This window comes from Halolamina sp. (assembly GCF_036626355.1).
In the GTDB taxonomy this organism is placed as follows: domain Archaea; phylum Halobacteriota; class Halobacteria; order Halobacteriales; family Haloferacaceae; genus Halolamina.
The window spans coordinates 1-25,754 of the sequence record NZ_JAZKRY010000005.1; the positions used below are offsets into that span (position 1 = coordinate 1).

The window sequence follows — 25,754 nt, forward strand, 5'->3', positions numbered from 1 at the left end:
CCATCCGTGTCGGTGATGGGAGCCCCTGAACCGGCGGCTTTCGACACCGTCGGTGCAATTATTCGCAGTAATCACTATCAGTCCGGAGAGGTTGCGAAACCGTTCGGCACGACGCGATACCCTAAAAACCGAAGAAAACCGACCGTCAGTCCTCGATAACGACAGCGCTGACCTGGCCCGACTGGCCGGGGCGGGAGGTAACGCGAGCTTTGCCCGTGCTCGTCTCGATGACCGCGCCCTTCGTGATGATGTTCCGCCGAACGTAGTTGACGTTCGAGGGGTTCTCGACCACGTCCTCGATCTCGGCCGACACCGTCTCCTCGCCATCTGCGACCTGCGCGGTGTTCGTCGAGAGCGCCCGGGTCTTCGTGTCGGCGCCACGGGCGTCGACGGTTCGGAACCGCGGCTCGCCGATGGTCGTCTCGGTCGGCTCGGTACCGAGCTGGTGTCGCTTCTTCTTGTGGGACCGCACGCGGCGACCGCCCGTCCGCTTTCGCTTCGAGCGTCCTTGGTCTTTCATACTGGCGAGAACGGTGACCGAGCACTTGAAGCGTTCGACTCTCGGTCCGCAACGCTTAGGCCCGGCGGGACCCCCGTTCACGACGATGAGTCTGGAGGTCACCGTCGCCGTGCCGTTCCGCCAACAGGGCCGCGGCCGACTCGGCGACGGCGAGTTCGTCGTTGCACTCTCGCTCGACCGGGACTGGTTCTCGCCTGACCAGGCCAAGCGCGTCGTCGACGTGGCGCTTGGCCGCGGTCTCCTCTCTCGCGACGACGGCAAACTGGTCGCGGAGTTCGACCCCGAGAGCGTCACCGTCCCGGAGGGGTTCGCTCCCGACGCTTCGATCCTTCGGGAGCAGAACGCCTTCGAGAAGGTGCTCGACCGGCTGACTGCCGGGGGCGTCGAGAAGCAGACGGCCGTCGCCGGTATCAACCGACTCCAGCGCGAACTCGACGTCTCCATCGAGGCCGCCGCAGTCGTCTACGCCCGCCGGGAGGATATCGAGGTGGGCGATGCGGCGAGAAGCGCCCGCTCGAAGCTTCTGGAGGGTGAGTAGCGTGGGGACTGACCGTCTTTCCGACGGCCACCGGGTCGCCGAACTGCTCGCCTCCGAACTGGAAAGTGGCACCACCCCGACCGCGCTCGCGGTGACCGACGCCAGCCCGGACGTCGAACCGACACCCGACGGCGCGCTCGCCTACCGCGTTCGCGACGAGGGCAGCGACGACGCCATCGCCGAGGTGTTCGTCCAGCCTGACCGGGCCTACGTGGAGTTCCGCGTCGCTCCCGACGACGCCGCAGCCGCTGCCGAGCAGGCTGGCCTCCGCGTGCGGCCGAAGACGGTGGAGCCGCCGCGAACCATCGTGTTTGTCGAGGACGGGGCCCAGGTGAAATGGGTGCTCCCGGTGTTCGAGGCAGTAATCGACGGTAACGCGAGCTAACGCGTTCGCCTGCGACGGCTGCGCTCGACACCGCCGGCGCAACTGTCGGTCGCGGCAGTTGCTCCAGAGATAGCCGGCGGGGTTCGACGGCAACGTTTTTTCCAGGGGCGGTGGAGTAGCCAGCGTGCACTCACTCGGCCCGGTCGCATCGGTCCCATTGCAAAGCGACGGCTCTCCAGAATCGTGGCTGTCGGCCCTGCTGACGAAGTGGCTCCCCGAGTGGACGAACTCGCCGGCGTTGAGCTTCCTCGTCCTCGTGCTGTTCGGGACACTCGGCTACACCGTCTCGCGCTACGTCGTCCGGCTGCTGGGCCGACCCATCGCCCGGCGGTTCCGCCGGCAGAGCGTGGCACAGATGGTGCTTCGCGGGGCTCGACTCCTCGTCACCCTGTTTTTCCTCCTCATCGGGGCAGGACTGGTTGGGCTGAGATTGGGCAACATCGTCCTTTCAGTCACCGTGTTCTCGGCCGTCGTAGGGATCGTGCTCGCGCCGCTGGTAGGCTCGGTGATCAATGGGCTGTTCCTGCTGGCCGACGAGCCCTACGAAATCGGTGACATGGTCGAACTTCCTGACGGCACCCGTGGGTTCGTCGACGACATTACAATCCGCTACACGAAAATCTTCACCCTCGAGAACACGTTCGTCGTGATACCCAACGACGTCATCCGTGAACAGCAGGTTGTAAACTTCTCGGCGGAGGACGAACGAGCACGGCTCTCCCTGGACGTGCTGGTGACCTACGAGAGCGACGTGGCCACCGCTCGCGCCCTGATCGAGGAAGCCGCTGCCGGCGCCGAGAGGGTTATCCGGGGCGGCCCGGATATCCGCATCGGCACAGCACGCTACCCGGCAGGACCATCCTGCTACATCAACGAGTTCGGGGACAACGGCGTGTTGCTCACGCTTCGCTACTGGGTCGACCACCCCTACAAGCTGCTGACCGCGCGCTCGAAGGTCCAGACACGCATCTGGGACCTCCTCGAGGAGCGCGACGTGGACGTGGAGATGGCCTACCCCCACCAGCATCACGTCTTCGACGACACCAGCGGGGAGGCGCAGGTGGCGGTGCGTGAGGCGACCGGTGACCGCGCTAGCCCCGTCGGTTCCGCTGCGCTGAGCGGCGATGACTCCGGTGAGCAGGTGGCGGACAACGACGACGAGGAGGCTCCGGCGGACGGCGAGGGCGAAAAGGAGTCGGAGTAATCCACTTGGGCTCGCGCGCCCGCGCGGCGAACCGACCAGTTTTTCCATGGCCACCAGCTATCTCCTGCACATGACTACAGGTATCGCCGTCCTGAACTTCGGAGAGCCGGCCGCCGCCGAGCGTGACGCGGTCGTCGACTACCTCGAACGGATCTTCCTCGCGAACATGGACATCGAGGGCGATACCACCGAGGAAGCCGCTCGCGAGCGCGCTCGCTCGCTGGCCGAGCGCCGCGCGCCAGGCCTGATGGAGGAGTACGCGGAGATCGACGGCTCGCCGCTCAACGCTCACGCCGAGCGCCAGGCCGACCTGCTGGAACAGGAGCTCCAGGACCGCGGCTACGAGATCGAGACGTATCTCGGCTTCCAGTTCATGGAGCCGTTCATCGGCGACGCCGCCGAGGCCGCGAAGGCTGGCGGGGTGGACCACCTCGTCGGCCTCCCGGTCTACCCGCTCTGTGGGCCCTCGACAACCGTTCAGTCCCTGGAGAAGCTCTCTGCGGCCGTCGATGAGCTGGGCTGGGAGGTCGAATACGACGAGATCACGGGCTATCACACCCATTCCGCATACGCCCGCCTACGCGCAGACAACATCCGCCGGACGCTCGACCGCGAAGGGCTCGAACTCGACGAGGACACTCGCCTGGTCTTCTCGGCCCACGGAACCCCGACATACTACCTCGACGAGGGGAGCCGCTACGTCCAGTACGTCGAGGAGTACTGCGACATGGTTGCCGGGATGCTCGGCAACCCACCCTACGAGCTGGGCTACCAGAACCACGCCAACCGCGACGTCGAGTGGACACAGCCCGACGTCGAGGACGTCGTCGAGACTGTCGACGCGGATCGGATCGTCGTCGACCCGACAAGCTTCATGCACGAACAGAGCGAGACGCTCTCGGAACTCGACGTCGAACTCCGCGAGGAGGCCGAAGAACGCGGTCTGGAGTTCAGCCGCGTCCCCGTTCCGTACGACGACGAGCGGTTCATCGGCCTGCTCTCGGATCTGGTCGAACCGCTGGTTGCCGGCTTCGACCCGGACCTCTACGGCCTCCAGCCGTGCAAATGCCGCCCCGAACCCGACGCGATGTGTCTGAACGCCCGCCGGAACGAATGAGCCCCGCACCATCGTCCAGCGACCGAGACGCAGGCGATAGTGACATCGACGACGAGAGCCCCCGCGTCGCCGTCGTCGGCGCCGGCATCACTGGCCTCTCGCTCATCCACGCGCTTTCCGAGCGCAGCGTCGACGCCGTCGTCTACGAGTCGACTGACGAGGTCGGCGGTGTCGTCAGCAGCTGCGGACTCGACGGCCGCCTGCTCGAATGCGGCCCCCAGCGCCTGCGCCTGACCGACGCCATCCGGGCGATGGTGACCGATCTCGGTATCGCTGACGAACTGCTGACCGCCGATGACGACCTGCCGCTCTACGTCTACGCCGACGGTCAGCTCCGAGAGGTACCACGCTCGCTACGCGCGTTCTACCGGACCGACCTGCTCTCCTGGCCGGCGAAGCTCCGGCTGCTCGGCGAACCGCTGACGAGTGATATCGACCCCGAGGAGTCCGCCGAGCGAGCGTTTGTCCGGAAGTTCGGGCGCGAGGCGTACACGAATCTCATCGCCCCGCTTTTCGGCGGGACGTACGGCTCGGACCCTGCACGGATGCCCGCGAAACACGCGCTGAAGCCGATCATGGGGTTGGAGAAGCGTGACGGGAACCTGCTCCGTCCGGCGCTCTCACGACTGGTGTTCAGCGACGACGAGACGCCACCTCCCGCGAGCTTCGAGGGCGGGCTGCAGCGACTCCCCGAGGCGTTGGCGGAGACCCACGCGGGCCGACTCCGGCGTGAGACGCCCGTGACCGGGATCGAGCGAGCCGGTGATACCGGGGCTGGCACCGGCGAGCAGGCGTGGCTCGTTCACACCGAAACCGGCACGGAGCGGTTCGACCGGGTCGTGCTGACGACGCCGGCGGACGTGACCGCAGATATCGTCGAGTGCGTCGACGCCGAGAGCGCCGATGCGCTCCACGACCTCAACTACAACCCGCTCGTGCTGGTCCACCTCCACAGCGACGCGGTGGCTGAGGGCTTCGGCTACCAGGTCCGCCGAACCGAGCCGCTCCGAACGCTCGGCGTGACGTGGAACGCGAGCCTCTTCGACCGGGACGGCATCTACACTGCCTTCCTGGGCGGGATGCACGACCCCGAAGCCGTCGAGCGCGTCCCCGAGGAACTCGGCGAAACGGCGGCCGAGGAGTTCGCCCAGGTGATGGGCGTCGACGCCGAGGTGCTCAACGTCGAGCGCATCCGGCAGGCGTTCCCCGCCTGGGACGAGTCCTGGGCCGCCACCGAGCGTATCAACCTCCCCGAAGGGATCACGCTGGCGACGAACTACGCCGGCCGGATGGGTCTCCCGTCGCGGGTTCGTGAAGGGCGGAAGCTGGCGGGCGAGCTCTCGACGCAGTCCGGCGGCGGCTGAGTTCGGAGAGAGACCGTGAACGAATCCGGCGAATCGTCGAGGTAGCGTTATCGCCACGCTGAAACGTCAACGACGACCGAAACATCGACCGACAGCCACCGCTCTAACTGGCCCATCCCCGTCTGATTCGGGGGATAGATCGTCGCCCGGTCGGAGCTGTCGTCGTACGCGACGACAGCCAACCGGAGTAGCGGCTCGGCTCTCTCCCGGCCCGAACGACCACCGGGTCCCGTTTTCTGGGGGTCGCCCCCGTTAGACGGAGAAACGGAATCGCTCATTCTCATCCTCATCCCCCTGCGCTCGGGGCAAAGCTGCTGCTAATTGCGGTTCGTATTGCTATTTGCGGAGCGAAGCAGTACCCTGTGATAGGGAGGGAACCGGGTGGGTGGAACGGGAACGGAGCGATATATAGGTCTATCAGGTGAGCCGTAGCGCGTCGGTTCCATCGACCGGTGGGGTTCCACGTATGAGAAGCCAGTTTATCAGAGATGACCCCAGTTCAGGGGACGACGGCGCTGGCGGGATACAGTTCGAGCAGCGACGACGAGGCTGGCGACGAGGGGAGTGAGAGTGAGTCCACGGACAGTGCAATGGAACTATCCGGAGACACCCGCATCTCGGGGAGTCCCACGGTCTACACGGTGGCCCAGAAGTACGGTATGTCGGTTGAGATTCGATCTGAGGTGTGGACAAGTCAGGAGTGTCCAAACTGTGGCTCGACGGAAGAGACGACGCGCCACCGCGACACGCTGACGTGTCCGTGTGGCTTCGAGGGACACGCCGATCTCGTAGGCGTCAGAGACGTTCCTTCGGCGGCAGACAACGGTACCACGGTCGATGGCACGGCCTGTATGCCTCGAGTGGGACGATCGTGAGTGGGCAGAGTCACCACGCTCAGTTCCCAACGAGGAGCAGACAAACCCGCAAGTTGCCTCCGTGGGTCGGTAACCGATACCCCCCAGTGTGAGGAAACCTCGCCGTTCACGGCGAGGAGGATGTCATGACAGGAACGTTGCCGAGCTCGCACGTTGCCGGTCGGTCTGAACCTGGCGGGCAACGTGGACCGTCCCGGAGCACGGCGGAGAACACTGTTCGGCGAACGAACTGCTATCGGACGCTCCCGAATGAAGACTGCCGATCGCTCACCACTCCCACTCTTGTGCGGTCTCGACGAACGCTTCGACGCCCTCGATAGGGGTGTCCCGGTTGACCCCGTGTCCGAGATTGAGGATGTGACCCTCCGGCCCAGCGGCCCGGATGATCTCCGCCGTTCGGTCCCGGACCGTCTCGGGAGCGGCAAACAGGAGCGAGGGGTCGAGATTTCCCTGAACGGGCGTCTCACCCAGTTCCGCGCGGGCCCGTGTCATGTCGACGGTCCAGTCGAGTCCGACCACATCAGCACCCGTGGCCGCCAGGCTCTCGAGTCGACCACCCATGTTCCGGACGAACTCGACGGTCGGGAGGTCGACGCTGTCGAGAATCTCCCTGTGTAGCGGGCGGACGTACTGCTCGTAGTCCGCCGGCGGGAGCACGCCGGCGTAGGTGTCGAACAGTTGGACGGCGTCCGCGCCGTGGTCGGCCTGCATCTGGAGATACTCCGCGACAACGCCGGCGAAACGCTCCATGAGTTCGAGGAACGCGTCCGGGTGGCGCGCGCGGAACGTCCGGACCGCAGTACGGCGATGGTCGACACCGCCGGCGACGACGTAGGAGGCGAGCGTGAACGGCCCGCCAGCGAAGCCAAGCACGGCGTCCTCGTCGGCGACGCTCTCGCTCAGGCGGTCCAGCAGGTCGGCGACGAACGAGAGCTCGTCGCGCACGTCACCGCGGCGCCGCGCGACGTCGTCCGGGCCGTCGACGGGGTTCTCGATGACGGGGCCGACACCGGATTCGATGTGATAGTCGAACCCGAGCGGCTCGAGACAGGTGAGGATATCCGAGAACATCACGACGCCGTCGACGCCGTAGCGCCGGTAGGGCTGGAGCGTAATCTCTTCGGCGATCTCGGGGTCTTCGATAGCTTCGCGGAACGTGTACTCCTCGCGGAGTTCGCGGTACTCCGGCAGATGCCGGCCGGCCTGTCGCATCAGCCAGACCGGCGGGCGCTCGGTGCGCTCGCCGCGAGCCGCGCGGACGAGCAGGGGGGCAGTCATGGGTCGACGTTAGGGCGTACCCCGTTAGTGCGTTTCCGTTCCGTCGTCGGACACTCATAGTGATTACTGCGAGTCTGTCCCGCCGTGACCATCCGTGTCGGTGACGGGAGCCCCTGACCCGGCGTCGTTCGACGCCGTCGATGCACCTATTCGCCGTAATCACTATCACGGGGGACGTCCCGTGAGGAGGTTCACGAGAGCGACGCTCTCATCAACGCAGCACGAAGCTGCGGTCGGTCGCTCGCCGTGGCTGGGTTTCGGAGCAACACTTAACCCATATGCGCCGAACGTCGTTATATACTCACATGGGCCTTTACGAGCGCATCCTCGTTCCCACAGACGGCTCCGAAGGCGTCGAACGCGCGGTCCAGCATGCCATCGATCTCGCGCACGTCCACGGCGCCACCGTCCATGCCCTCTACGTTGTCAATGTCGCGAGCCATTCGACACTCCCGATGGAGGGGGCCTTCGAAGGAGTCTCGGAGATGCTCCGGGCCGACGCCGAGGATGCGGTCGGGATGGTCGAAGCTGTCGGTGACGATTTCGACGTTCCCGTCGACACGGCCATCATCGAGGGCTCGCCCAGCACGGAGATCGTGCGCTACGCCGAGCGGGAGGACTGTGACCTCGTCGTCATGGGGACCCACGGTCGCGGCGGCATCGACCGCCTGCTGCTCGGCAGCGTCGCGGAGAAGGTCGTTCGGGGCTCGAACGTCCCGGTGCTCACGGTCCGGGTCGGCGAGGACGGCGGCTCCATGTAGCGGCCCGGTGCTCAGATCGGCCGGAGATGCTCACAGTCCCCCGCAGTTACCCGTTTTCGGTCGCCATCGTCAGTCTCGACGACGAGGGCGCCGGGGAACTCGACGTCGACGGCCTCGCCCACCACCTCACCGCCCGGCGTCTCCACGCGAACCCGCTGGCCGAGCGTTGCGGCGTGCTCGCGCCACGCGTCGAGCACGGAATCGGGGTCGTTCCTGAGCTGGTCGAACTCCTCCAGGAGCCGCTGAAGGAACAGACGGCGCTCGACTGGTTTTCCGCGTGCAGCCTGGAGCGAAGTGGCGCCCGCCGGCAGCGCCGCGGCGTCACCAGAAATCGAAGATTTCTGGTTGGCCGACGAGAGCCTGCGGCTCTCGTCGACGTCGATGTTGGCGTTGACGCCGATACCGACGACGAGCCAGGCGACCCGGTCGGCCTGCCCCTCCATCTCCGTGAGGATGCCACAGAGCTTTCTCCCGCCGCGGTCGGCGTCAGCGTCGACGACTAACACGTCGTCGGACGTTCCGTCCGACTGGCTCTCGTTCGCAGCGTCGGCGGCGGCACCGCCGCCGGCTTCGAGCGGAACCTCCGGTCCCGCCCCGCTCACGAGAACGTCGTTCGGCCACTTGATGACCGCGTCCACCCCAGCCTCGCGTGCGGCGCGGGTGACCGCAACCGCGGCCGCAAGCGTGTAGATGGGCGCGTGGGCCGGCGGACGGTCGGGACGGATTACGAGCGAGCAGTAGATCCCGCCCGGCGGCCCTGACCACCCGCGTTCCAACCGCCCTTTCCCGGCGGTCTGCTCGTCGGCGACGACAGCCAGCTCCCCGGCGCCCGCGGACGCTCGCTCGCTTGCTCGATCGTTAGTCGAAGCGATGCTGTCGTGGTACTCGATTTCGAAGGGCGCGTCGAGGCCGAACTCGATTCCGGCGCCGCCGAACTCCGGGATATTGGTGACGGCGTGCCCCTCGTCGGTGCTCTCGATGGCCAGCCCCTCCTCGCGGAGCGCCTCGACCTGCTGCCAGACGGCGGCGCGGGAGACCCCGAGCTCCTCGGCCAGCGCCGGGCCGGCAACCGGCCCATCTTCGAGCGCATCGAGTAGCGCACCGCGCGTGTCACCCATTGGTGGAGTGCGGGTTGGCGTGCGGTTAAACGCCGTGGCTCGCCAACTTTCGCTCGCGTCTCGAGGTCAGTTTTCCGCTCGCTCCCGTTGGTCGCCCGCGTTGTCCTGACCTCGTTGGTTCGGAACCCTTTTGCCGAATCTGGCTGACCTTCAGACAATGACTGCAGGTGGTCCAGCATGACGATGGAGGACCGCATCGAGGAGCTCCGCGAGCGGCGCGCCGAAGCGCTGAAAGGCGGCGGCGAGGAGCGAATCGAGCGCCAGCACGAGAAAGGAAAGATGACCGCCCGTGAGCGGATCGGCTACTTCCTCGACGATGGCACGTTCAACGAGTTCGACCAGTTCCGAACCCACCGTAACCACAAGTTCGGGATGGAGGAGAAACAGGTGTACGGCGACGGCGTCGTCACCGGCTACGGCGAGGTGAACGGCCGCAAGACGTTCGTCTTCGCCCACGACTTCACCGTCTTCGGGGGGTCGCTTGGCGAGGTGTTCGCCGAGAAGGTCTGCAAGGTGATGGACAAGGCGATGCAGGTCGGCGCGCCCGTCATCGGGCTCAACGACTCCGCCGGCGCCCGGATCCAGGAGGGTGTCGCGTCGCTTGGGGGGTACGCCGAGATCTTCCGGCGCAACCAGGAGGCCTCCGGTGTGGTCCCGCAGGTGTCGGGCATCATGGGCCCGTGTGCCGGCGGCGCGGTCTACTCTCCCGCCATCACGGACTTCACGTTCATGGTGAAAGACACCAGCCACATGTTCATCACCGGCCCGGACGTCGTCGAAACGGTCACGGGCGAGGAGGTGAGCTTCGAGGAGCTCGGCGGCGCCGTCACGCACGCCAAGACCTCCGGCGTCGCGCACTTCGCGGCCGAGGACGAAAAGGAGGCCCTGGACAAGATCAGGCAGCTGCTCTCCTACCTCCCGCAGAACAACGTCGAGGACCCGCCGCGGGTCGACCCCTGGGACGATCCTGAGCGTGCCGACGAGTCGCTCAACACCGTCGTCCCGGACGAACCGCGCAAACCCTACGACATCCACGACGTGGTCTCCTCGGTTGTCGACGAGGGCTCGTTCTTTGAGGTCCACGAGGCGTTCGCGAAGAACCTCGTCGTCGGCTTCGCCCGCCTCGACGGTCGCTCGGTCGGTATCGTCGCCAACCAGCCCCGGGTCAACGCCGGGACACTGGATATTGAATCGAGCGAGAAAGGCGCCCGGTTCGTCCGGACCTGCGACGCGTTCAACGTGCCCATCCTCACGTTCGTCGACGTGCCCGGCTTCATGCCCGGCACCGACCAGGAGCACGACGGCATCATCCGTCACGGGGCCAAGCTGCTCTACGCGTTCTGTGAGGCCTCCGTACCCCTGCTCACAGTTATCACCCGGAAAGCCTACGGCGGGGCGTACGACGTGATGGCCAGCAGCCACGTTGGCGCCGACGTGAACTACGCCTGGCCCACCGCCGAGATCGCGGTGATGGGACCGAAAGGCGCCGTGAACATCCTCTACCGCGACGAACTGGCGGAGGCCGACGACCCCGAGGCCCGCCGGCAGGAGCTCATCGACGAGTACCGCGAGGAGTTCGCTAACCCCTACACTGCTGCGGACCGCGGTTTCGTCGACGACGTCATCGAGCCGCCCGAAACCCGCAAGCGGCTCATCGACGACCTGGAGATGCTGCAGGGGAAACGGGAACAGACGCCCCAGAAGAAACACGGGAATATCCCGATATGACCGAGTCCACGGCGAACGGCGACGAGGAATCCACTCTCGCCGACCAGCTCACTCTCCCACCGGATGCCGACGAGAACGAGGCGGCGGCCATCGTCGCTGCCATCGGTGCGCACATCCGCGACCAGGAGGCCGAAGCGGCAGCCGCCGAGCGCGAGGAGGAGAGCTGGGAGGACAAGCGCTGGGCGTTCGCGGGCAAGGTAGCGTCGCTCCAGCGCCGAACCGTCCGCGTGCGTGAGGGTACGCCGGCGGACGCCTGGAGCGCAGCGGGACGGTCCAAACGGCTCTAATCCTGCTCGAGTGCGCTATCAACGTCAAGGAGCTTCATCGCCACCCGGGGCGCCACCATCCCCACGATCAGGATAACCGCGAAGGCGACCCAGTCGGCCTGGCCGGCGTAAACGTCGACGGCGATTCCGAGAACCAGTGCGAGGAGAGCGAAGCCCAGATAGAGTTTCGTCTCTTCGTCGAGTTCGACCATGGCGCTGTCTGGGCGGGGGGCACTCCTGAACGCACCGGTTCGGCACCGCGAGGCGGGAGCTACTCGTCAGTAACGACGTCGTCACCGACCGTGATTTCCCCGCCCTCGACGATGCCACAGCGGAGGCCGCCGCGGTGGACCAGTGCGTCCTCGACGCCCGTCTGTTCGAGTGTCCGCTCGAGATAGTTGCAGGGGTCACAGAGTTCGTCGCCCTCCAGTACCACGTCGCCGACGCGGAAGCGCTCGCCCACGAGGCGGTTGAGGCCGACCCCGCGGACGGTGACGTTCCGGCGGTGGGCGCCCGGTTCGAACGCCACGTCGTACTGATCTTCGGCCTGCTCCAGCGCCTCGGCCTCGATGAGCGTCACATCACGCCGTTTCTCCTCGTCCGGGCTGGAGAACGTCCCCGCATCGTCGAAGTAGCGGTCGCCGCACAGCCCCTTGTCGCCGACGGCCTCGACGGTGTCCTGGGGTTCCGGGTCGGCACCGGCTTCGTCCGCGAGATGAATGAACTCGACGGTTCCAGTCATAGCTCCCTCTGGTCGCCCGGTTCGGATAAATCCGCGGGTCCGGGCGACCCGCGCAGCCGACCCAGCCCTACCGGAGGAGCCACTCTCCGGCTGCAAGAACCGCGTACAGGCCTACTGCGACGAGAGACGCCGCCCCGGCGACGACGATTCGGTGGCGGAGTCTTTGCTCGGTGAAACGGGGGCAAGCAGCCTGATGCTACCGGTCCGGCGACTCACTGCCGACGAACTCGTCCAGCGTCGCCGTCCGGCCGCGGCGCTCACTGACGAGCATCTCGTCCACGTCGAGTCCCAGGCGGTCGACTGCTTCCCGGCCCACCTGCCCGGTCGCGGGCTCGACGGTGTAGACGCCGAGGCGCCACTGCTGGTACTGGGCCGTCCGCAATGCCTTCACCAGCGGCGACTGCCGCCCAAGCTCCCGCATCTCGTCACCGACCATCACCCGGCTGGTTGACTCCGTCATCGACGGCTCGCTCGGCACGTCGATGAGCACCTCCTTCGGATCGAGGTTACAGGCTGCAGCGACCGCCGCCTCGATCTCCCGGAGTTCCTCGTGTCCGGCCTGGAGGACGCGGTCGGGGACGCCGCCCAGCTCCGCCCAGACCGCCCGCTTGTAGAGGTCCCGCTCCGCATAGCGGCGGGCGAACTCCGCGGTCTCGTCGGTGAGTCGGAGCGCGACGATCAGGCCGTGGTCGTCCATCCGGCGGAGCTCCTCGGCGGTCAGGTCGGGGTCACTGGCGAGCAGGCGCTCCGACGCACTCCGGAGCATCGCCTTGCTGATACGAGCGACGTGATGGGAGTAGACGGTCGGGTTCATGAGCGCCCGGGCCACCAGCAGCGATTCGGCGGTCTGGACGTTGCCCGGCCCGAGCACGAGTTCGCCGTCGACGAACTCAAGCGCCCGGACCAGCCGCCCGGGGTCGATCGTGCCGTACGGGACGCCAGTGTGGTGGGCGTCGCGCACGAGGTAGTCCATCCGATCCACGTCGAGTTCGCCGGAAACGAGCTGGCCGTACTTCCCGGAGCCGGCGACCAGTCCCGCCACCCGGTCCGGTGAGAGTCCGTTGGCCCGGAGCACGTCACCGACCTCCCCGATGCTGAGAAGGTCCGTTACGTCGTCGTGGTACTTCCCCGTCTCGCGGTGCGTGAGCGACTCGATGTTATGCGAGAACGGGCCGTGACCCATGTCGTGAAGCACCGCCGCCGCCCGGACGCGCTCGGCGTCGATGCCGTCGACGCCCATGTGAGTCAACGCTGATTCGGCCAGATGGTAGACGCCGAGTGAGTGTTCGAACCGGGTGTGGTTGGCGGAGGGGTAGACGAGTTGGACCGTCCCGAGCTGTTTGATGTGGCGAAGGCGCTGCACCGCGGGCGTATCCAGCAGGTCGGCGGCGACGCCCTCGACCTCGATATGGTCGTGGACGGAGTCCTTGATCGTGGTCATTGGCGGCGTTTCGGCGGCATCCGGTAAAAAGTGAGGGCGGTCGGCACCGACGCAGTCACCGGGTGGATGACGCTGAACCCCCTGTGACCGACTCTGTCCCGGGTCCGGTACCACTTCAGACCGGAGTCGCGACCGCCGCCAGCGCGTCGAGGGCCGTCACCACGTCCGCCTCGGTTGTGTAGAAATGCGGCGAGAAGCGGACACCACCCGCTCTGGTGCTGACGCAGATGCCGTCGGCAAGTAACGACTCGGCCGCGGCCGCCGGCTCTGCGACCTGGACGTTGACCACGGCGCCACGGTGGGCGTCCGTCCGGGGCGTGCGGACGGCGAAGCCGCGCTCCTCGGCGCCGACGAGTAGTTCGGCCGTCCGCTCGAGGACGCGCTCCCGGATGCTGTCGACGCCGACCTCCTCGATGACGCTCATCCCGGCGCTGGCCTGGTAGGCGTTCGGGGCCGGGGGCGTCCCCATCTCGAAGCGCCGGGCGCCGGGGGCGTACTCGGGCGCCTCGGTTTCGAAGCCAAACACGTCGTCGACGCCGAACCAGCCCAGGTTCGCCGGTTCGAGTTCCGCCACCACGTCGTCGTCGACGTAGAGGAAAGCGATGCCTGGGCCGCCAAGCAGGAACTTCAGCGTCCCGGCAGTCAGCATGTCGATGTTCTGGGCCGCCACGTCGATCGGGACCACCCCGATGGACTGGTAGGCGTCGAGAAAGAGGTAGCCACCGTCCTCGTGGACCGCATCGGCGACGCCACCCGCATCGATCAGTCCACCGGTGAAAGAGTGGGCGTGAGCGGTACAGACCAGCTTCGTCCGCTCGGAGATGGCTTCGGCGTAGGCGTTGACGCCGACGCGGCGCCCGTCCGCCGCCGACACAACCTGGAGGTCGGCACCGCGCTTGCGTTCCTGGGCGCGGAAGAACTGCGGGACGGTCGGGAACTCCAGGTCGGTGGTGACCACCTGGTCGCGCTCGTCGTAGGAAAGCGCGCTTGCGACCTGCGAGAGCGCCTCTGTCGCACAGGAGACCACCGCGATTTCGTCGGTGTCGGCGTTGATGAGGCCCGCGAATCGCTCCTTGGCCTCGTCGACCTTGGCGAGCCACGTCTCCCAGGGGTTTGGCTCCTCGATCCAGACCCGTTCGCACTCGCGTCTGGCTTCCCGCCCCCGCTCGGGGAGCGGTGAAGCCGAGCAGTTGTTCAGGTGGACGCGGCCGTGCTCGCTGATGGCAGGAATCCGCTCTCGCCAGGCGTCGACGTCGATTCCCATGGCCCACGTTCCGGGGGCCGACTGTTAAAGCTGCGTCCTGCCTACTCCTCGGCCTCGAACTGCCGCTCGCCGAGGTGGCTGCGGAGCGTGTCCACGTCTTTGTTCCCCGCGCCCGTGTTCAGCAGGACGACCGTGTCGTCCTCGCCGAGTTCGCCGTCCGCAGCCAGGTCGAAGGCGCCTGCGGCCGCGACCGCACACGTTGCGCCCATCTCCAGTCCTTCGGTCTGAGCCACCTCGATTGCGGCGTCGAGGATGGCCTCATCCTCCGCAGCGACAGCGCCGCCGCCACTCTCCTCCAGCGCGTCGAGAATCAGCGGGCTCGCGCCGGGGTCGGGGACGGCGATGCCGTTGAGGACCGTCGTGATGTTCTCTCCGCCCCAGGCTTCGTGGATGGATTTGCCTTCCTCCCAGGCGCGGACGACGGGGGCACACCCCTCCGCTTGCGCGGCGTACATCCCGGGGAGCTCGTCGATGAGGCCGAGCTCGCGGAACTCCTTTGCGCCCTTGTGCATGCCGACGAGCCCGACGCCGCCGCCGGTCGGATAGACCACTGCGTCGGGCACCTCCCAGTCGAGCTGCTCGATGCTCTCGTACACCATCGACTTCTTCGTCTCGTGCCGGTAGGGCGTGACGAACGTCTTGGCGGAGTACCAGTCCTCGTCTTCCATCCGCTCAGCGTAGGCCGCGCCGGCGTCAGTGATCTCCCCTTCCGTGACGTGGAGTTCGCCGCCGTGGACCTCCACCATCGCCTTCTGGGTGTAGCCAGCGCGCTCCGGGAGCCAGACGTGACTATCCATCCCCGCTCGGGCTGCGTAGGCCGCCGAGGACTGTCCGGCGTTGCCCGCGGTGTTGAGCGCCACCGTCTCCGCGCCGTGCTGGGCTGCCGCGGTCAGCGCACCGGTCTGGCCGCGGTCCTTGAACGTCCCGGTCGGGTTGTGACCTTCGTCTTTGAAGTAGACCTCGCCCACACCCATCGCCTCGGCGAGCGCGGGACACTCGACCAGCGGCGTCGCGCCCTCGCCGAGCGAGACGGCTGCCTCGCGGGGGAAGGGGAGCAGCGCGTCGTAGCGCCAGAGCGAATCGAACGGCTCGGCCTCGATTTCCTCGCGGGTGAGGTCGATCCGGTCGTAGTCGTACGCCGGGTCGAGAATGCCGCCGCAGTTGGGGCAGTTGTGCGTCGCCGTCTCGGCGTCGAATCGGTCCCCACAGTCAACGCAGTCGAGTCCGGCGAACGCCTCGGTGGTCTGCATAGCGGGTGCTCTGTGGCGCACTCCTAATGCGTTGTGCTCTCCGGCAAAGCGGGGGTGCCTACTCCTCCGTCCAGCTGTCGAGCGGGGCCTGAGGCCGCCCAACCGATGCCTCGTCCTCTGTGCGCCCGTCCAGTGGCGAGAGCTCCGGCTCCGCCGCTTCCGCCGCGTCCGTCTCCAGTTCCGCGTTTCTGTCCGACTGCTGGTCCTCGACCGACGCTCTCGCGGCGAACGACCAGTCACCGTCCACGAGCGCCTCGGTCTCGACCGACTCGACTTCGACGGGTGCCGAGCCGTTAACAGTCGCGTCACAGATCAGGTCCAGTTCGACCAGCACCGTCTCCATCGGCGGGGGTGAGCCGCCGGCCTGGTCGGGGAGACAGCGCCCGACCAACTCAGCCGGCCGCGCGTTGCCCGCCTCGTCCGGTCGGACCAGTCCTTCCCGAACCAGGTCGAGGAACGTCGGCGTCACGCGGGCGTAGGTGAACTCGGTATCCGCACCCATCTCGTCGCCTTCCCGACCATTGGACGAGCGGCGCTCGGCGGCGACGAACAGCGGCGTCGACCCGCTCCCGGTGTCGAAGTCGACGAGTTCGCGCAGCCGGAACTTGTCGGCGAGTTGGGTCCGCGCGCCTGCTGCCGCTGAGGACGCCAGCAGGTCGCCATCGACCGCGAGCGAAAGCCGTCCGCCCGGGGCCAACCAGTCGGCTGCACGGTCGAGAAAGACGGTCGAGAGGTCGTAGTCGCCCGCAGCGTTGCCATACTCGTCGTACGCTGCAAGCGCCGGCCCATCCGTGAGTGCCGACCGGTTCGTCGTCGGCACGTCGCCGACAACGAAGCCGAAGCCGGAGCGCTGTTTCATCGCTGCTGCCGCCTCCCGGCGCTGTCCGCGCCGACTCTCGCTGGCGACGCCGGTGCCCTGGTCGTCCCGGAGTGCGTCCGTTCGGTGGACCGAGAACCGACCCAGCGAGAAGCTGCTGTCCTCGACGGCGGCGTCGGCGTGCACGTCGATAGTTCGGAGCAGCAGTCTGGCCTCCGAAAGATGGACCGAGTAGGGGTGGATATCGAGCCCGTGGAGCCGATTGCGGACAGTGGCGAGTGCCTCGGCAGGCGACGCATCGGTGCGGTCGAGTCGGGCGAGCAAGCGGTCGGCGGCGCCCACGAGGACGCTCCCGTCACCACACGCGGGATCGAGCAGGTCGACGCCCTCGCCGGTTATGCGTGCGTTATCGGTGTACCCTGCCCGGTCGAGCAGGAGGCCAGCTGTCGCCGGTCGGGTCGAACCCCGGACTGCGCGCCCGTCGGTGCCAAGGTGGCTGTCGAAGGCGTCGGTCAGGTCGGTCACGTCGAGGTCGCCGACGTCGACCGACGAGAGCGCTGTAACCGCCTCGTCGAAGGCATCGCCGATGTCGGCCTCGAACACCCAGGCGAACGTGCCGTCGTCGGTGGCGTCCTCGCTGACGCCGGCGAGTTCCTCGCGAACCGCCCGCACGAGGTCCCCCGCGTCCCGTTCGGCGTGTTCGGCGTGCTCCTCCCAGAACACCCGGTAGTCGTCGAAATCGCCGGCCAGCCCACGGTCGGCTGCGACGCCAGCGAGCAGCAGTGTGTCAAGTGCGACGGCGGCGGATTCGGCACAGAACGTCGACTCGTCCTGCGCGTCCGGGCTCACCCGGCTCCAGCGGGCGAAGCCGGCTTCGAGTCGGCGGGCGGTCGCGTACGTCTCGCGGAGTTCGAACAGGTCGGCGCGGCGGGTCGTGACTGTGGCCTCGTCGCCGTCAGCTTTCGCCTCCTCGATACGCTCGGTCAGCGTGGCCTCCTGGTCGGCGAACTCCTGAATGCGTCGAGAGAGGTGGTCGAACGCGCCTTCGACGGCCGGAACGAGCGTCTCCGTCAGCGTCGCGGTTAGCGTCTCACAGAGATCCTCGGCCGTTGTGTCCTGGCCGGTCTGGTTCCCCTCGCGCAGATCGCCGAGAGTGAGTTCGCTCGACGGGGTCGTGCCATCGTCGCCGGAGACGGCGCTTCGTCGGAGGGCAGTAAGTTTGGCGATGGAGAGCTGCTGGCCGGGAGTGAGCGCCTCCGCAAGCGAGCGCCCGTGCGAGCGCTCGATTGCGTCGCGGAGATCGATCTCGGTGAGCGGGCAGGCGGTGATCCCGTCACGGGGGGCGGCGTCGGGATGGTCCGAGTCACAACGGGCGTAGCAGACGAGTTCGTTGCGGTTCGTGGCGACCAGATAGCGGACCGTCGGTTCGTCCCTCGCCGCGCTGAACGCGCGATGGCGGGCGGCCCGAATATCCTGGCCAGCGTCAGTCGCGGTCAGCACGACTGCGGGCCGGCCCGCCTCGTCGACGAAACTGACTTCCGCCCAGTCCTCCCGTTGGCTGTAGGCGATATCGTCGTAGCCGAGCGCATCGCCGAACAGCCGCCGCGCCAGCACCGGCGCGTAGCTCGCTCGATCGTCGGCGACCGATTCGTCGGCGAAGAGCTCCCGGAGCCCCTCGATCGCTTGAACGACGAACCCGCCCTGTGTTGGTGCGTTCATCTCGAATCCACGTAGATACCCCGAGTTAGCCGGGGAGTAACTTAATTTCGCGGGGTACTAACACCCATAGTCTTGATTCTTCACCCACCGAGAGGGTTGCGAGACGGCAGACAACCGGGTGTGCCGTCGGCGGCAGAGTTACGTGAACGCGTCTCTTACGCTGCTTGTGAACGACCTCCACGCAACTAATGTGCGATCGACGGCTCGCACCGACCACTACCGGAGCAGGAAGGCACTCACGAAATGACTGATTCGGGCTCCACTGAAGCGGCCCCGGACACGGATAGGGTCACCGGCACGCCGCCTGAACAGACCGACCCAGAGCCACTGCCAATCGAGGCGGCGGCAGAGGTGGTCGATGACATCGTCGACAACGTCGAGCGGGTCATCGTCGGCAAGCGGGGGAAGATCGAGCACGTCCTCGTCGCGTCGCTGGCGGGTGGCCACGTCCTGCTCGAGGACGTTCCTGGAACGGGGAAGACGATGCTTGCCCGCTCGGTCGCGACGTCAGTCGACGTTTCGTTCCGGCGTGTGCAGTTCACGCCGGATCTGCTCCCCGCTGACGTCACCGGGACGAACGTGTTCAACCGCCAGAGCCGGGAGTTCGAGTTCCAGCCCGGCCCCATCTTCGCGAACGTCGTGCTCGGCGACGAGATCAACCGCGCGCCGCCGAAAACCCAGAGTGCGCTGTTGGAAGCGATGGAGGAGAAGCAGGTAACCGTCGACGGCGACACGCGGAGGCTGCCCGAGCCCTTCGTGGTCATCGCCACCCAGAACGACGTGGAGATCGGTCGGACCTACGAGCTGCCGATGGCCGAAATCGACCGCTTCGCCAAGAAGCTCCGGCTGGGCTACCCCTCCACCGAGGACGAGTCCGAAATCATCGGGCGCACCGCCGGCCACCACCCGATCGAGGAGTTAACGCCCGTCACCGACGGCTGGGAGCTCCGGCGCGCACGCGAGACTGCGACGCGGGTCGAGGTACGCGAGCCCGTTCGCTCGTACATCAGCCGGCTGGCCGACTACACTCGCGACCACGCACAGCTCGGGGTGAGCCCGCGCGGGAGCATCGCGCTCGCGCGAACTGCACAGGTCCGAGCGTTGCTCGACGGCCGCGATTACGTCACCCCCGACGACGTACAGAGAGAGGCCCCGACCGTGTTCGGGCACCGTATCCGACCGAAAACCGGCAGCCAAACGGGTGAGGAGGTATTGGAGGCGGCGCTCTCCGCCGTCAGTGTCGAATGAGCCTCACGAACCGCGGCAAGGGCGTCGCGGTCATCGCTATCGGGGGGTTCCTGCTGGCACTCCTGTTCGGGTCTCGGTCGCTCAACGCCGTCGTCGTGCCCGCGGTCGTACTATTGGCTGCGGCGTACGTCCAAGTGACGCGGCTTCCCGACCTCGCGATCGTGCGTGAGCCGCCGGCCGATGCCCACGTCGGCGAGGTGCGGACCGCCGAAATCGCCTTCACCGACCGTGATGGCGAGGAGCTTCGCCGCCCGTTCATCGGCACCGTCAGTGAGTACGTGGGTGATGGCCTCCGTATCGTGCCGCCTGGTGACGAAGGCGAGGACGTTTCGGAGTACACCGTCCGCGAGAACCTCGACGGGTCGACCGAGGCCCAGTTTCAGACCGCAGTGGGCAATGAGTCACTCAGCTACCGCGTGCGCTACGAGCAGCGAGGTGAGCGGGAGCTCGGTCCGGCAACGGTGACAGCGACGGACGTGTTCGGGCTGATGGAGACCGGCATCCACATTCGGGAGACGGGCTCCGTCCTGGTCTACCCCCAGGTCCACTTCCTCCGATCCTGGAGCCGGGAATCGCTCCGCAGACTCCGGGAGTACGGCCGGAGTGAGCAGCGAGATCAGTTCGAGGAGCTCCGCGAGTATCATCCCGGCGACCCGCTCCGGGATATCCACTGGCGGACGACCGCGAAGCGCGACAAACTCGTCGTCAAGGAGTTCGCCGCCGAGGCCGAGGCCGAAGCGGTCACGATTGCCGCCGGCGCGAATGTCGACGGCGCAGACCGGATGGCTGAGGCAACCGCGAGCGTCGCACTCACACTGGTCGACGAGGATATCCCCGTCGACGTGGCGCTCCCGCGCGGGGAGGTAAGTGTGGGACCGGAGCGCGGGGGCGAACTCGCGCTGCTCCGGACGCTCGCAACAGCCAAGGCCGGACGGCTCCCCGACCCCGAGGCCGACGTGCGAATCCACGGGCGGGGCGAGGAGGCGACCATCGAGGTCGGCGAGACCGAGTATCGGTTCACCGAACTGCTGGAGCGCGACAGTGACGCGGTACCGACCGTCACCAGGGGTACCGTGGAGGTGAACGCATGAGCGGTCGCGGACCCGGCGGCGGGGCGCCGAACCAGCCGTCCGGCGGGCAGAGCCTGGATGAGGCCCTAACGGGCTCCCTAGAGCGGTTGCTGCCCAAGGACCGGTCCTGGTCACTGCGCGAAGCAGTCGCTACCCCGGCGATGCTCGGCGTCACCCTTCTGACGCTCGCGTATCTCCAGGTGCTCTTTCATGTCATCGACGTGGTCGGCGGGACCGGGTTCCTGGTGGCCGAAATCCTGGTCGTGCTCGGTGTGGGCGCCGCCGTCGCGGGCCGGTTCGACGCCAAACGGGCGCTGATCGGCAGCGCGGTCGTGCTCACGGTCGGGCTCACCATCTACTACTTCTCCATCCCCGAGAGCCAGCGGGCGCTCGTGAACGTCGGAACCGTACTCAGGGACCTGCTCGCGCTGCTCACCGGGCTCTCGGTGTTCCGGCTGGTCCAGGCGGATGTCTGGGTGTTCGCGGTGCTGCCGGCGCCGCTGCTTGGCTCGTGGCTGCTGGCGCTGCGCGGGCGCTACCCGTTGAGCGTGCTCGTCGGTGGGAGCGTGCTCGGGCTGTTCATCTTTACCGGCGACGCCGGCATGGCGACGACGCTCGCCGGCGTCGTCGGCGCGGCGATGGCTGTCGGGCTGGCAGAGCTCGCACCGCGGGGCGCGCTCTCGATCCAGTGGGACACCGTTGTACTCGTCATCACCGTCATGGTAGTGCTCTCGGCGTCGGTTTCGCTCGTACCCGGCGGCGCCGCCCGACCCGCGTTCATCGGCGACAGCACGCCGACGCTGGAGTCGAATCTCGTCGATAACCAGGAGAGCGTCGGAATCGTCGGCTCAATCCGACTGTCGCCGGAGGTGCGGTTCACCATCGAGTCCGAACAGGAGGAGTACTGGAAAGTCGGGAGCTACGACCGCTACACCGGCAACGGCTGGGTACGGACCGGCGAAGCTACCCAGTACGACGGCCCCCTCGCAGGGCCGCCGGGGGATAGCCGCCGTGTCGAGCAGACGGTGACCGCCAAGACGCCGCTGAACTCCATGCCCGCGGCGTGGAAACCGGTCGCCGTCGAGGGGAGCGTCGCGCGGGCGACGCAGGTGACCGAGCAGGACGGCCTCCGCGCGGCGACGGCCATCAGCGAAGGCGAGTCCTACACCGTCGTCAGCGAGGTAGCCCAGTACAGCACTCCCGAGCTACAGAACGCTGGCACTGACTACCCCGACCGGATCGAGAACCGCTATCTCGGCCTCCCGGACAGCACGCCCGACCGGGTGGCCGAACGCACTGATCAGGTCGTCGAAGACGCGAACACGCCCTACGAGGCCGCCGTCGCAATCGAGCAGTATCTGGAGGCGGAGAAGCGCTACTCGCTCAACGTCCGCCAGCCGGAGGGGAACATCGCCGACTCGTTCCTCTTCGAGATGGACGCCGGCTACTGCACCTACTACGCGACGACGATGGTGACGATGCTGCGCACCCAGGGGGTCCCCGCCAGGTTCGTCACGGGCTACACCTCCGGTGAGCGGGTTGCCGAGGACAAGTGGGTCGTCCGCGGACTCGACGCCCACGCGTGGGTCGAGGTCTACTTCCCCGAGGTCGGCTGGGTCGCGTTCGACCCGACGCCGGGCGGCGCACGGAACGTCGCCGAGGGCCAGCGACTCGCTGAGGCCCGCGGTAACGAGGCGGAGGGCGTCGACACCACCGAAAGCGGACCCGGAGACTGGACGCCGGCGGACAGCGGGACCACCACGGACACGGAGACGGCGGCCAACGGCTCAGTTAATAGCAGTGTCGGGGTGGGTGGCACGCCCGACGCCGGACTCCTCGGACCGGGGGAAACTGGGGAGGAACTCGGTGATTTCACTCCGGCAGCCGGCGAGGACGGGGTCGAGCAGGCCGACGGCGGGACGCTTCCCAGCCGGGAGCAGTTGGGCTACGGCTTCGCCTTCCTGCTCGGGAGCGTCGCCGCCAGCCGCCGGTTCGGGCTCGACCAGCGGCTCTACCAGTTCATCTGGTTGCGCCACCAGCCGCGGTCGGCGCCCGTCGAGGATGTGGAGCGCGCATACGACCGACTGGAGATGCTGCTTACGAGCCGCTACGGGGCGCGACGCCGCGGCGAGACCGTGAGCGACTACGTCGACCGGCTGGTCATCGACGACGAACGGGTGCCGCGGATCGCTCGGCTCTACGAACAGGCCCATTACGGCGGCAGTGCCACAGCGGAGGATGCTGAGACCGCAATCTCCGCCGTCAACGGGCTGGTCGCGGAGACGACGCCGCTCCTGGGGCGGCTCCGTCGGTAAGGGATCAGCGAAGCGGCCACCGGTTGAGCCCTTCCCCGAGTCGTCGTTCACACTTGCTGGCGTCGCCCGGTACTGTTTTGTAGTTGTGGCGGCTATTTTCTGTTCGTAATGGGTGAAGTCTGCTCGACGTGCGGGCTGCCTGAGGAGCTCTGCGTCTGTGAGGACGTCGCAAAGGAGTCTCAGCAGATCAGTATCCGCATCGACGAGCGCAGGTACGGCAAGGAGGTAACGGTCATCCAAGGGTTCGACCCCAAAGACGTGGATATGGACAGCCTGTCTTCGGACCTGAAGTCCAAGTTCGCGTGTGGGGGCACCGTCGAAGACGGCTCTATCGAACTCCAGGGGAACCACAGCGGCCGCGTGGAGGATTTCCTCCGCGAAAAAGGCTTCAACGTGGCCTGACCTCCTTCGTCGGCGGACGTTCACCCGCCCGCTGGCTCCCCACGCCGGAACTAAACCGTCTCGCCACGAGCTACCGCTGTGGCCCGAACAGCCCCCGCAGTCGTTCTCGTCCTCCTCGTCCTGATAAGCGTCGTCCCCGGGGCCGCGGTCGCCGCCAGCCCCGCTACCGCGCCGGCAACCGGGGGCACGTCGCTCGATGACGCGCCGTCCACAGCGACCAGTACGGCGGCATCGCCGACGATCGCCGTCGACACCGCGCTCTCGCTCACGCCCGACGAGCCCGGCTCCGTCGGCGTCGTTCAGACGTTCGAGCTCCCCAGCGAGGTGACCGAGCTGACGGTGCGCCTCGAGAGCCGGGCGACCGTCACCGGGACCTACACCGTCGCCGTAGCCGGTAAGCGCGTGGACGTGCGCGTACGAGAGCCGGCGAGGCCGACGGTGACGGCGCTCGAACTCGACCGCGAGACGGTCGAGCGCAACGGGACGGTGACTGCCACCGCGACCGTCGAGAACACCGACAACGTCCCCGGCGACCGAACCGTGGTCTTCACCCGGAGCGGCGAGACAGTCGCGGAGCGAACCGTGAGCCTCGCGCCGGGCGAGCGCACGACTGTCTCGGCCACGCTGACACAGCCCGAGATTGGCGAGCACCGCATCGGCGTCGGCGACCGGTCGGCGACGGTGCAGGTAACGACCGAGACCGAGCCGTCCCCGAGCAGCGTTCCCGTCCCTGGCTTCGGCGCGGCGGCGGCTATCGCCGCGGTCGCCCTGCTCGGTAGGCTCTCGCGGCTGTTCTCGACCGAGTAGCGCCGCAGGTGCTCTCTCAACCGCGAGGGGGAACCACTCAGAACGGCGCCTCGGGCCCCTCGTCGGCCTCGGCGTCCTCGAACGCGCGGTCGATCTCGCCGTCCCACTCGCGCAGCCCGCCGGCCATGCTCTGGACGGTGGCGTCGCCCGCCCCCTCGTTGGAGGCGACGAGTTTGGCCGCCTGCACGCTAGATTTGCCGTGGGGACAGACGGTCACGATGTGGTCGGCGTCGGCGACCTCCGCCACCCGGTCCGGGAGCTGTCGGAACGGGATGTTGACGCTCCCGGGGATGTGGCCCCGGCGGAACGCCGGCGGCTGGCGGATGTCTACCACCGTCGGTTCCGACGCCCCGTCGAGTCGCTCCCGGAGCTCCGCAGTCGAGATTTCGCCGTCCATGGCCGACGTAGCGTTGTCCGGAGGTTAAGCCCGTTGCTGGCGGCCGAGCCGTTGGGCGACGACGCTACAGCAGCCCCTCCTCCTTCGCGAGGGTCAGCCCCTGCAATGTCGCCTCGTTCGTCGGCCGCGAACGGACGGCGGGTATCGCCTCGTCGATGTGAATCGCCCGCGGCGTGAGGAACTCGTTCTCGTCCAGATCCTGCTGGGCGGGTTCCAGCCCCTCCGCGAACACGTAGGCGCGCTTGTGCCTGAGCAGCCCCGTCGCGACCCACACCTCGGCCAGCAACGAGAGCGAGGAGGCGGCGAAGCCGGTCTCCTCGCGGAGTTCGCGTTCGGCCGCCGTGGTGAACGATTCCCCCTCGTCGACGATCCCAGCCGGGAGTTCCAGCTGTTCGTGGCGAATCGTCGGACGATACTGCTCGACGAACAGGACGTCGTCGTCAGTGACGGCGGTGACGACGACGGCGGTTGGGAGTTCGGCCCAGTAGTAGCGCTTCCGGCTGCCGTCGGGCTGTTCGACCAGGTCGTAGCCGCCGACGAACCAGCTCGTCTCGTACTCCGGGACGCTCTCGATGACGGGCCAGTCGGGGTGTGGGTCGCCGATCCGTGCGTGGCGGCGACCGTCGTCGGGTGGATAGCTGTCGCTCACAGCGATGCTCTCGTCGGCGGGGAGTTAACCGTTTCCGGGCGACGTTAGGCCCCCTTCAGCAGGTCGTCGTAGATCCGGCCGAACGCCTGCCGGCGGAGGGTGCCGATCGCCGCCTCCTCCTTCTGCTGGTACGTCGCTGCGACGGCCGTCTCGGCGAAGGGCACGACGTGCCAGACGACGTTGTCGACGTGTTCGGAGCCGTTGCGGTGGACGTCGTAGGACGGGTGGTCGTCCTGCCACGCCTCCCACTCCTCGACTGAACCGACGTGGACCGTCAGCAGCGACGCGAACAGCGCTTCCCGGGCGGTTTCGACCACCTCGCCGGTGATGCGCTCGTCGTACTCCTCACGGTCGAACTCCATCGCCTTCGCCGTCTCGCGCACGACAACCTGAGCGGCGGGGCCGACACTCTCGAACGCCTCGCGTGCCCCAGCCTCTGTCTCCGGTGAAAAGACGCCTTCCGTTCGCATAGTTAGTGA

The 25,754-nt window shown here is 67.4% G+C and carries 25 protein-coding genes and 1 pseudogene; 14 read left to right on the forward strand and 12 right to left on the reverse strand.

Annotated features, from left to right (window positions below; translation table 11 throughout):
* Positions 1 to 145: 145 nt before the first annotated feature.
* Positions 146 to 520: a 30S ribosomal protein S8e gene (locus tag V5A38_RS01380; RefSeq protein ID WP_332323955.1), complete on the reverse strand. Its 375-nt coding sequence runs from the start codon at positions 518 to 520 to the stop codon at positions 146 to 148.
* 85 nt (positions 521 to 605) lie between these two features.
* Between V5A38_RS01380 and V5A38_RS01385 the strand changes: the two genes are divergently transcribed.
* The 6 genes and pseudogenes from V5A38_RS01385 to V5A38_RS01410 all read left to right on the forward strand — a co-directional run.
* Positions 606 to 1,058 carry a DUF2240 family protein gene (locus V5A38_RS01385; protein WP_332323956.1) on the forward strand — a complete coding sequence of 151 codons (453 nt, stop codon included), beginning with the start codon at positions 606 to 608 and terminating at the stop codon, positions 1,056 to 1,058.
* A gap of 1 nt (position 1,059) precedes the next feature.
* Positions 1,060 to 1,443 carry a hypothetical protein gene (locus V5A38_RS01390; RefSeq protein ID WP_332323957.1) on the forward strand — a complete coding sequence of 128 codons (384 nt, stop codon included), beginning with the start codon at positions 1,060 to 1,062 and terminating at the stop codon, positions 1,441 to 1,443.
* Between the two features lie 124 nt (positions 1,444 to 1,567).
* A complete protein-coding gene (locus V5A38_RS01395) occupies positions 1,568 to 2,647 on the forward strand; it encodes a mechanosensitive ion channel family protein (RefSeq protein ID WP_332323958.1) in 1,080 nt (359 codons plus the stop codon).
* A gap of 70 nt (positions 2,648 to 2,717) precedes the next feature.
* Positions 2,718 to 3,764, forward strand: coding sequence for a ferrochelatase (gene hemH / locus V5A38_RS01400; RefSeq protein WP_332323959.1), 1,047 nt, complete (start codon positions 2,718 to 2,720; stop codon positions 3,762 to 3,764).
* Positions 3,761 to 5,128, forward strand: coding sequence for a protoporphyrinogen oxidase (gene hemG, locus V5A38_RS01405; RefSeq protein WP_332323960.1), 1,368 nt, complete (start codon positions 3,761 to 3,763; stop codon positions 5,126 to 5,128). Before hemH ends, hemG begins: the two co-directional genes overlap by 4 nt.
* Before the next feature lie 644 nt (positions 5,129 to 5,772).
* A pseudogene (locus tag V5A38_RS01410) lies at positions 5,773 to 6,076 on the forward strand (zinc ribbon domain-containing protein); the annotation flags it as partial.
* A gap of 194 nt (positions 6,077 to 6,270) precedes the next feature.
* Here V5A38_RS01410 and hemE read toward each other — a convergent pair.
* Complete coding sequence (gene hemE / locus V5A38_RS01415) at positions 6,271 to 7,281, reverse strand: uroporphyrinogen decarboxylase (RefSeq protein WP_332323961.1); 1,011 nt, start codon at positions 7,279 to 7,281, stop codon at positions 6,271 to 6,273.
* Between the two features lie 305 nt (positions 7,282 to 7,586).
* Between hemE and V5A38_RS01420 the strand changes: the two genes are divergently transcribed.
* Positions 7,587 to 8,042 carry a universal stress protein gene (locus tag V5A38_RS01420; RefSeq protein WP_332323962.1) on the forward strand — a complete coding sequence of 152 codons (456 nt, stop codon included), beginning with the start codon at positions 7,587 to 7,589 and terminating at the stop codon, positions 8,040 to 8,042.
* Between the two features lie 11 nt (positions 8,043 to 8,053).
* Here V5A38_RS01420 and V5A38_RS01425 read toward each other — a convergent pair whose 3' ends face one another.
* On the reverse strand, positions 8,054 to 9,160 hold the full coding sequence (locus V5A38_RS01425) for a biotin--[acetyl-CoA-carboxylase] ligase (protein ID WP_332323963.1): 1,107 nt from the start codon (positions 9,158 to 9,160) through the stop codon (positions 8,054 to 8,056).
* A gap of 183 nt (positions 9,161 to 9,343) precedes the next feature.
* On the opposite strand from V5A38_RS01425, the gene V5A38_RS01430 reads away from it, so the two are divergent.
* Entirely contained in the window at positions 9,344 to 10,888 is a 1,545-nt protein-coding gene (locus V5A38_RS01430) for an acyl-CoA carboxylase subunit beta (RefSeq protein WP_332324009.1), read from the forward strand.
* The gene (locus V5A38_RS01435) at positions 10,885 to 11,175 is read left to right on the forward strand and encodes an acc operon protein (protein ID WP_332323964.1); all 291 of its coding nucleotides are present in this window, start codon (positions 10,885 to 10,887) and stop codon (positions 11,173 to 11,175) included. The genes V5A38_RS01430 and V5A38_RS01435 overlap by 4 nt, the downstream gene beginning before the upstream one ends.
* Here V5A38_RS01435 and V5A38_RS01440 read toward each other — a convergent pair.
* From V5A38_RS01440 to V5A38_RS01465, 6 genes are all read right to left on the reverse strand, one after another.
* Positions 11,172 to 11,366: a hypothetical protein gene (locus V5A38_RS01440; protein ID WP_332323965.1), complete on the reverse strand. Its 195-nt coding sequence runs from the start codon at positions 11,364 to 11,366 to the stop codon at positions 11,172 to 11,174. The genes V5A38_RS01435 and V5A38_RS01440 overlap by 4 nt on opposite strands.
* A gap of 59 nt (positions 11,367 to 11,425) precedes the next feature.
* On the reverse strand, positions 11,426 to 11,896 hold the full coding sequence (locus tag V5A38_RS01445; RefSeq protein WP_332323966.1) for an MOSC domain-containing protein: 471 nt from the start codon (positions 11,894 to 11,896) through the stop codon (positions 11,426 to 11,428).
* A gap of 196 nt (positions 11,897 to 12,092) precedes the next feature.
* On the reverse strand, positions 12,093 to 13,337 hold the full coding sequence (locus tag V5A38_RS01450) for an HD domain-containing protein (RefSeq protein ID WP_332323967.1): 1,245 nt from the start codon (positions 13,335 to 13,337) through the stop codon (positions 12,093 to 12,095).
* A gap of 115 nt (positions 13,338 to 13,452) precedes the next feature.
* Positions 13,453 to 14,601, reverse strand: coding sequence for an aminotransferase class V-fold PLP-dependent enzyme (locus tag V5A38_RS01455; protein ID WP_332323968.1), 1,149 nt, complete (start codon positions 14,599 to 14,601; stop codon positions 13,453 to 13,455).
* A gap of 41 nt (positions 14,602 to 14,642) precedes the next feature.
* Positions 14,643 to 15,851 (reverse strand): threonine synthase, encoded by a 1,209-nt coding sequence (locus V5A38_RS01460; protein WP_332323969.1) that lies wholly within the window; start codon positions 15,849 to 15,851, stop codon positions 14,643 to 14,645.
* Between the two features lie 58 nt (positions 15,852 to 15,909).
* Entirely contained in the window at positions 15,910 to 18,387 is a 2,478-nt protein-coding gene (locus V5A38_RS01465) for a hypothetical protein (RefSeq protein ID WP_332323970.1), read from the reverse strand.
* Positions 18,388 to 18,630: 243 nt separating this feature from the next.
* Between V5A38_RS01465 and V5A38_RS01470 the strand changes: the two genes are divergently transcribed.
* The 5 genes from V5A38_RS01470 (at position 18,631) to V5A38_RS01490 (ending at position 24,229) form a co-directional block, all read left to right on the forward strand.
* The gene (locus V5A38_RS01470; RefSeq protein ID WP_332323971.1) at positions 18,631 to 19,635 is read left to right on the forward strand and encodes a MoxR family ATPase; all 1,005 of its coding nucleotides are present in this window, start codon (positions 18,631 to 18,633) and stop codon (positions 19,633 to 19,635) included.
* A complete protein-coding gene (locus V5A38_RS01475) occupies positions 19,632 to 20,726 on the forward strand; it encodes a DUF58 domain-containing protein (RefSeq protein WP_332323972.1) in 1,095 nt (364 codons plus the stop codon). Before V5A38_RS01470 ends, V5A38_RS01475 begins: the two co-directional genes overlap by 4 nt.
* A complete protein-coding gene (locus V5A38_RS01480; protein ID WP_332323973.1) occupies positions 20,723 to 23,020 on the forward strand; it encodes a transglutaminase domain-containing protein in 2,298 nt (765 codons plus the stop codon). The genes V5A38_RS01475 and V5A38_RS01480 overlap by 4 nt, the downstream gene beginning before the upstream one ends.
* Positions 23,021 to 23,128: 108 nt before the next feature.
* On the forward strand, positions 23,129 to 23,422 hold the full coding sequence (gene yciH, locus V5A38_RS01485) for a stress response translation initiation inhibitor YciH (RefSeq protein WP_332323974.1): 294 nt from the start codon (positions 23,129 to 23,131) through the stop codon (positions 23,420 to 23,422).
* Between the two features lie 78 nt (positions 23,423 to 23,500).
* Positions 23,501 to 24,229 (forward strand): CARDB domain-containing protein, encoded by a 729-nt coding sequence (locus V5A38_RS01490; protein ID WP_332323975.1) that lies wholly within the window; start codon positions 23,501 to 23,503, stop codon positions 24,227 to 24,229.
* 37 nt (positions 24,230 to 24,266) lie between these two features.
* Here V5A38_RS01490 and V5A38_RS01495 read toward each other — a convergent pair whose 3' ends face one another.
* From V5A38_RS01495 to V5A38_RS01505, 3 genes are all read right to left on the reverse strand, one after another.
* The gene (locus V5A38_RS01495; RefSeq protein ID WP_332323976.1) at positions 24,267 to 24,626 is read right to left on the reverse strand and encodes a rhodanese-like domain-containing protein; all 360 of its coding nucleotides are present in this window, start codon (positions 24,624 to 24,626) and stop codon (positions 24,267 to 24,269) included.
* 64 nt (positions 24,627 to 24,690) lie between these two features.
* Complete coding sequence (locus V5A38_RS01500) at positions 24,691 to 25,275, reverse strand: NUDIX hydrolase (protein WP_332323977.1); 585 nt, start codon at positions 25,273 to 25,275, stop codon at positions 24,691 to 24,693.
* A gap of 44 nt (positions 25,276 to 25,319) precedes the next feature.
* Positions 25,320 to 25,745 carry a DUF5809 family protein gene (locus V5A38_RS01505; protein ID WP_332323978.1) on the reverse strand — a complete coding sequence of 142 codons (426 nt, stop codon included), beginning with the start codon at positions 25,743 to 25,745 and terminating at the stop codon, positions 25,320 to 25,322.
* Positions 25,746 to 25,754 lie beyond the last annotated feature (9 nt).

Bases quoted from the DNA above. Each gene is read 5' to 3' on its own strand.
- V5A38_RS01465 (WP_332323970.1), bottom strand. From the start codon at position 18,387: ATGAACGCACCAACACAGGGCGGGTTCGTCGTTCAAGCGATCGAGGGG.
- V5A38_RS01445 (WP_332323966.1), bottom strand. From the start codon at position 11,896: ATGACTGGAACCGTCGAGTTCATTCATCTCGCGGACGAAGCCGGTGCC.
- V5A38_RS01425 (WP_332323963.1), bottom strand. From the start codon at position 9,160: ATGGGTGACACGCGCGGTGCGCTACTCGATGCGCTCGAAGATGGGCCG.
- V5A38_RS01475 (WP_332323972.1), top strand. From the start codon at position 19,632: ATGAGCCTCACGAACCGCGGCAAGGGCGTCGCGGTCATCGCTATCGGG.
- V5A38_RS01385 (WP_332323956.1), top strand. From the start codon at position 606: ATGAGTCTGGAGGTCACCGTCGCCGTGCCGTTCCGCCAACAGGGCCGC.
- V5A38_RS01460 (WP_332323969.1), bottom strand. From the start codon at position 15,851: ATGCAGACCACCGAGGCGTTCGCCGGACTCGACTGCGTTGACTGTGGG.
- V5A38_RS01480 (WP_332323973.1), top strand. From the start codon at position 20,723: ATGAGCGGTCGCGGACCCGGCGGCGGGGCGCCGAACCAGCCGTCCGGC.
- hemG (WP_332323960.1), top strand. From the start codon at position 3,761: ATGAGCCCCGCACCATCGTCCAGCGACCGAGACGCAGGCGATAGTGAC.
- V5A38_RS01455 (WP_332323968.1), bottom strand. From the start codon at position 14,601: ATGGGAATCGACGTCGACGCCTGGCGAGAGCGGATTCCTGCCATCAGC.
- hemE (WP_332323961.1), bottom strand. From the start codon at position 7,281: ATGACTGCCCCCCTGCTCGTCCGCGCGGCTCGCGGCGAGCGCACCGAG.
- V5A38_RS01440 (WP_332323965.1), bottom strand. From the start codon at position 11,366: ATGGTCGAACTCGACGAAGAGACGAAACTCTATCTGGGCTTCGCTCTC.
- V5A38_RS01380 (WP_332323955.1), bottom strand. From the start codon at position 520: ATGAAAGACCAAGGACGCTCGAAGCGAAAGCGGACGGGCGGTCGCCGC.
- V5A38_RS01470 (WP_332323971.1), top strand. From the start codon at position 18,631: ATGACTGATTCGGGCTCCACTGAAGCGGCCCCGGACACGGATAGGGTC.
- V5A38_RS01495 (WP_332323976.1), bottom strand. From the start codon at position 24,626: ATGGACGGCGAAATCTCGACTGCGGAGCTCCGGGAGCGACTCGACGGG.
- yciH (WP_332323974.1), top strand. From the start codon at position 23,129: ATGGGTGAAGTCTGCTCGACGTGCGGGCTGCCTGAGGAGCTCTGCGTC.
- hemH (WP_332323959.1), top strand. From the start codon at position 2,718: ATGACTACAGGTATCGCCGTCCTGAACTTCGGAGAGCCGGCCGCCGCC.
- V5A38_RS01430 (WP_332324009.1), top strand. From the start codon at position 9,344: ATGGAGGACCGCATCGAGGAGCTCCGCGAGCGGCGCGCCGAAGCGCTG.
- V5A38_RS01435 (WP_332323964.1), top strand. From the start codon at position 10,885: ATGACCGAGTCCACGGCGAACGGCGACGAGGAATCCACTCTCGCCGAC.
- V5A38_RS01505 (WP_332323978.1), bottom strand. From the start codon at position 25,745: ATGCGAACGGAAGGCGTCTTTTCACCGGAGACAGAGGCTGGGGCACGC.
- V5A38_RS01450 (WP_332323967.1), bottom strand. From the start codon at position 13,337: ATGACCACGATCAAGGACTCCGTCCACGACCATATCGAGGTCGAGGGC.
- V5A38_RS01420 (WP_332323962.1), top strand. From the start codon at position 7,587: ATGGGCCTTTACGAGCGCATCCTCGTTCCCACAGACGGCTCCGAAGGC.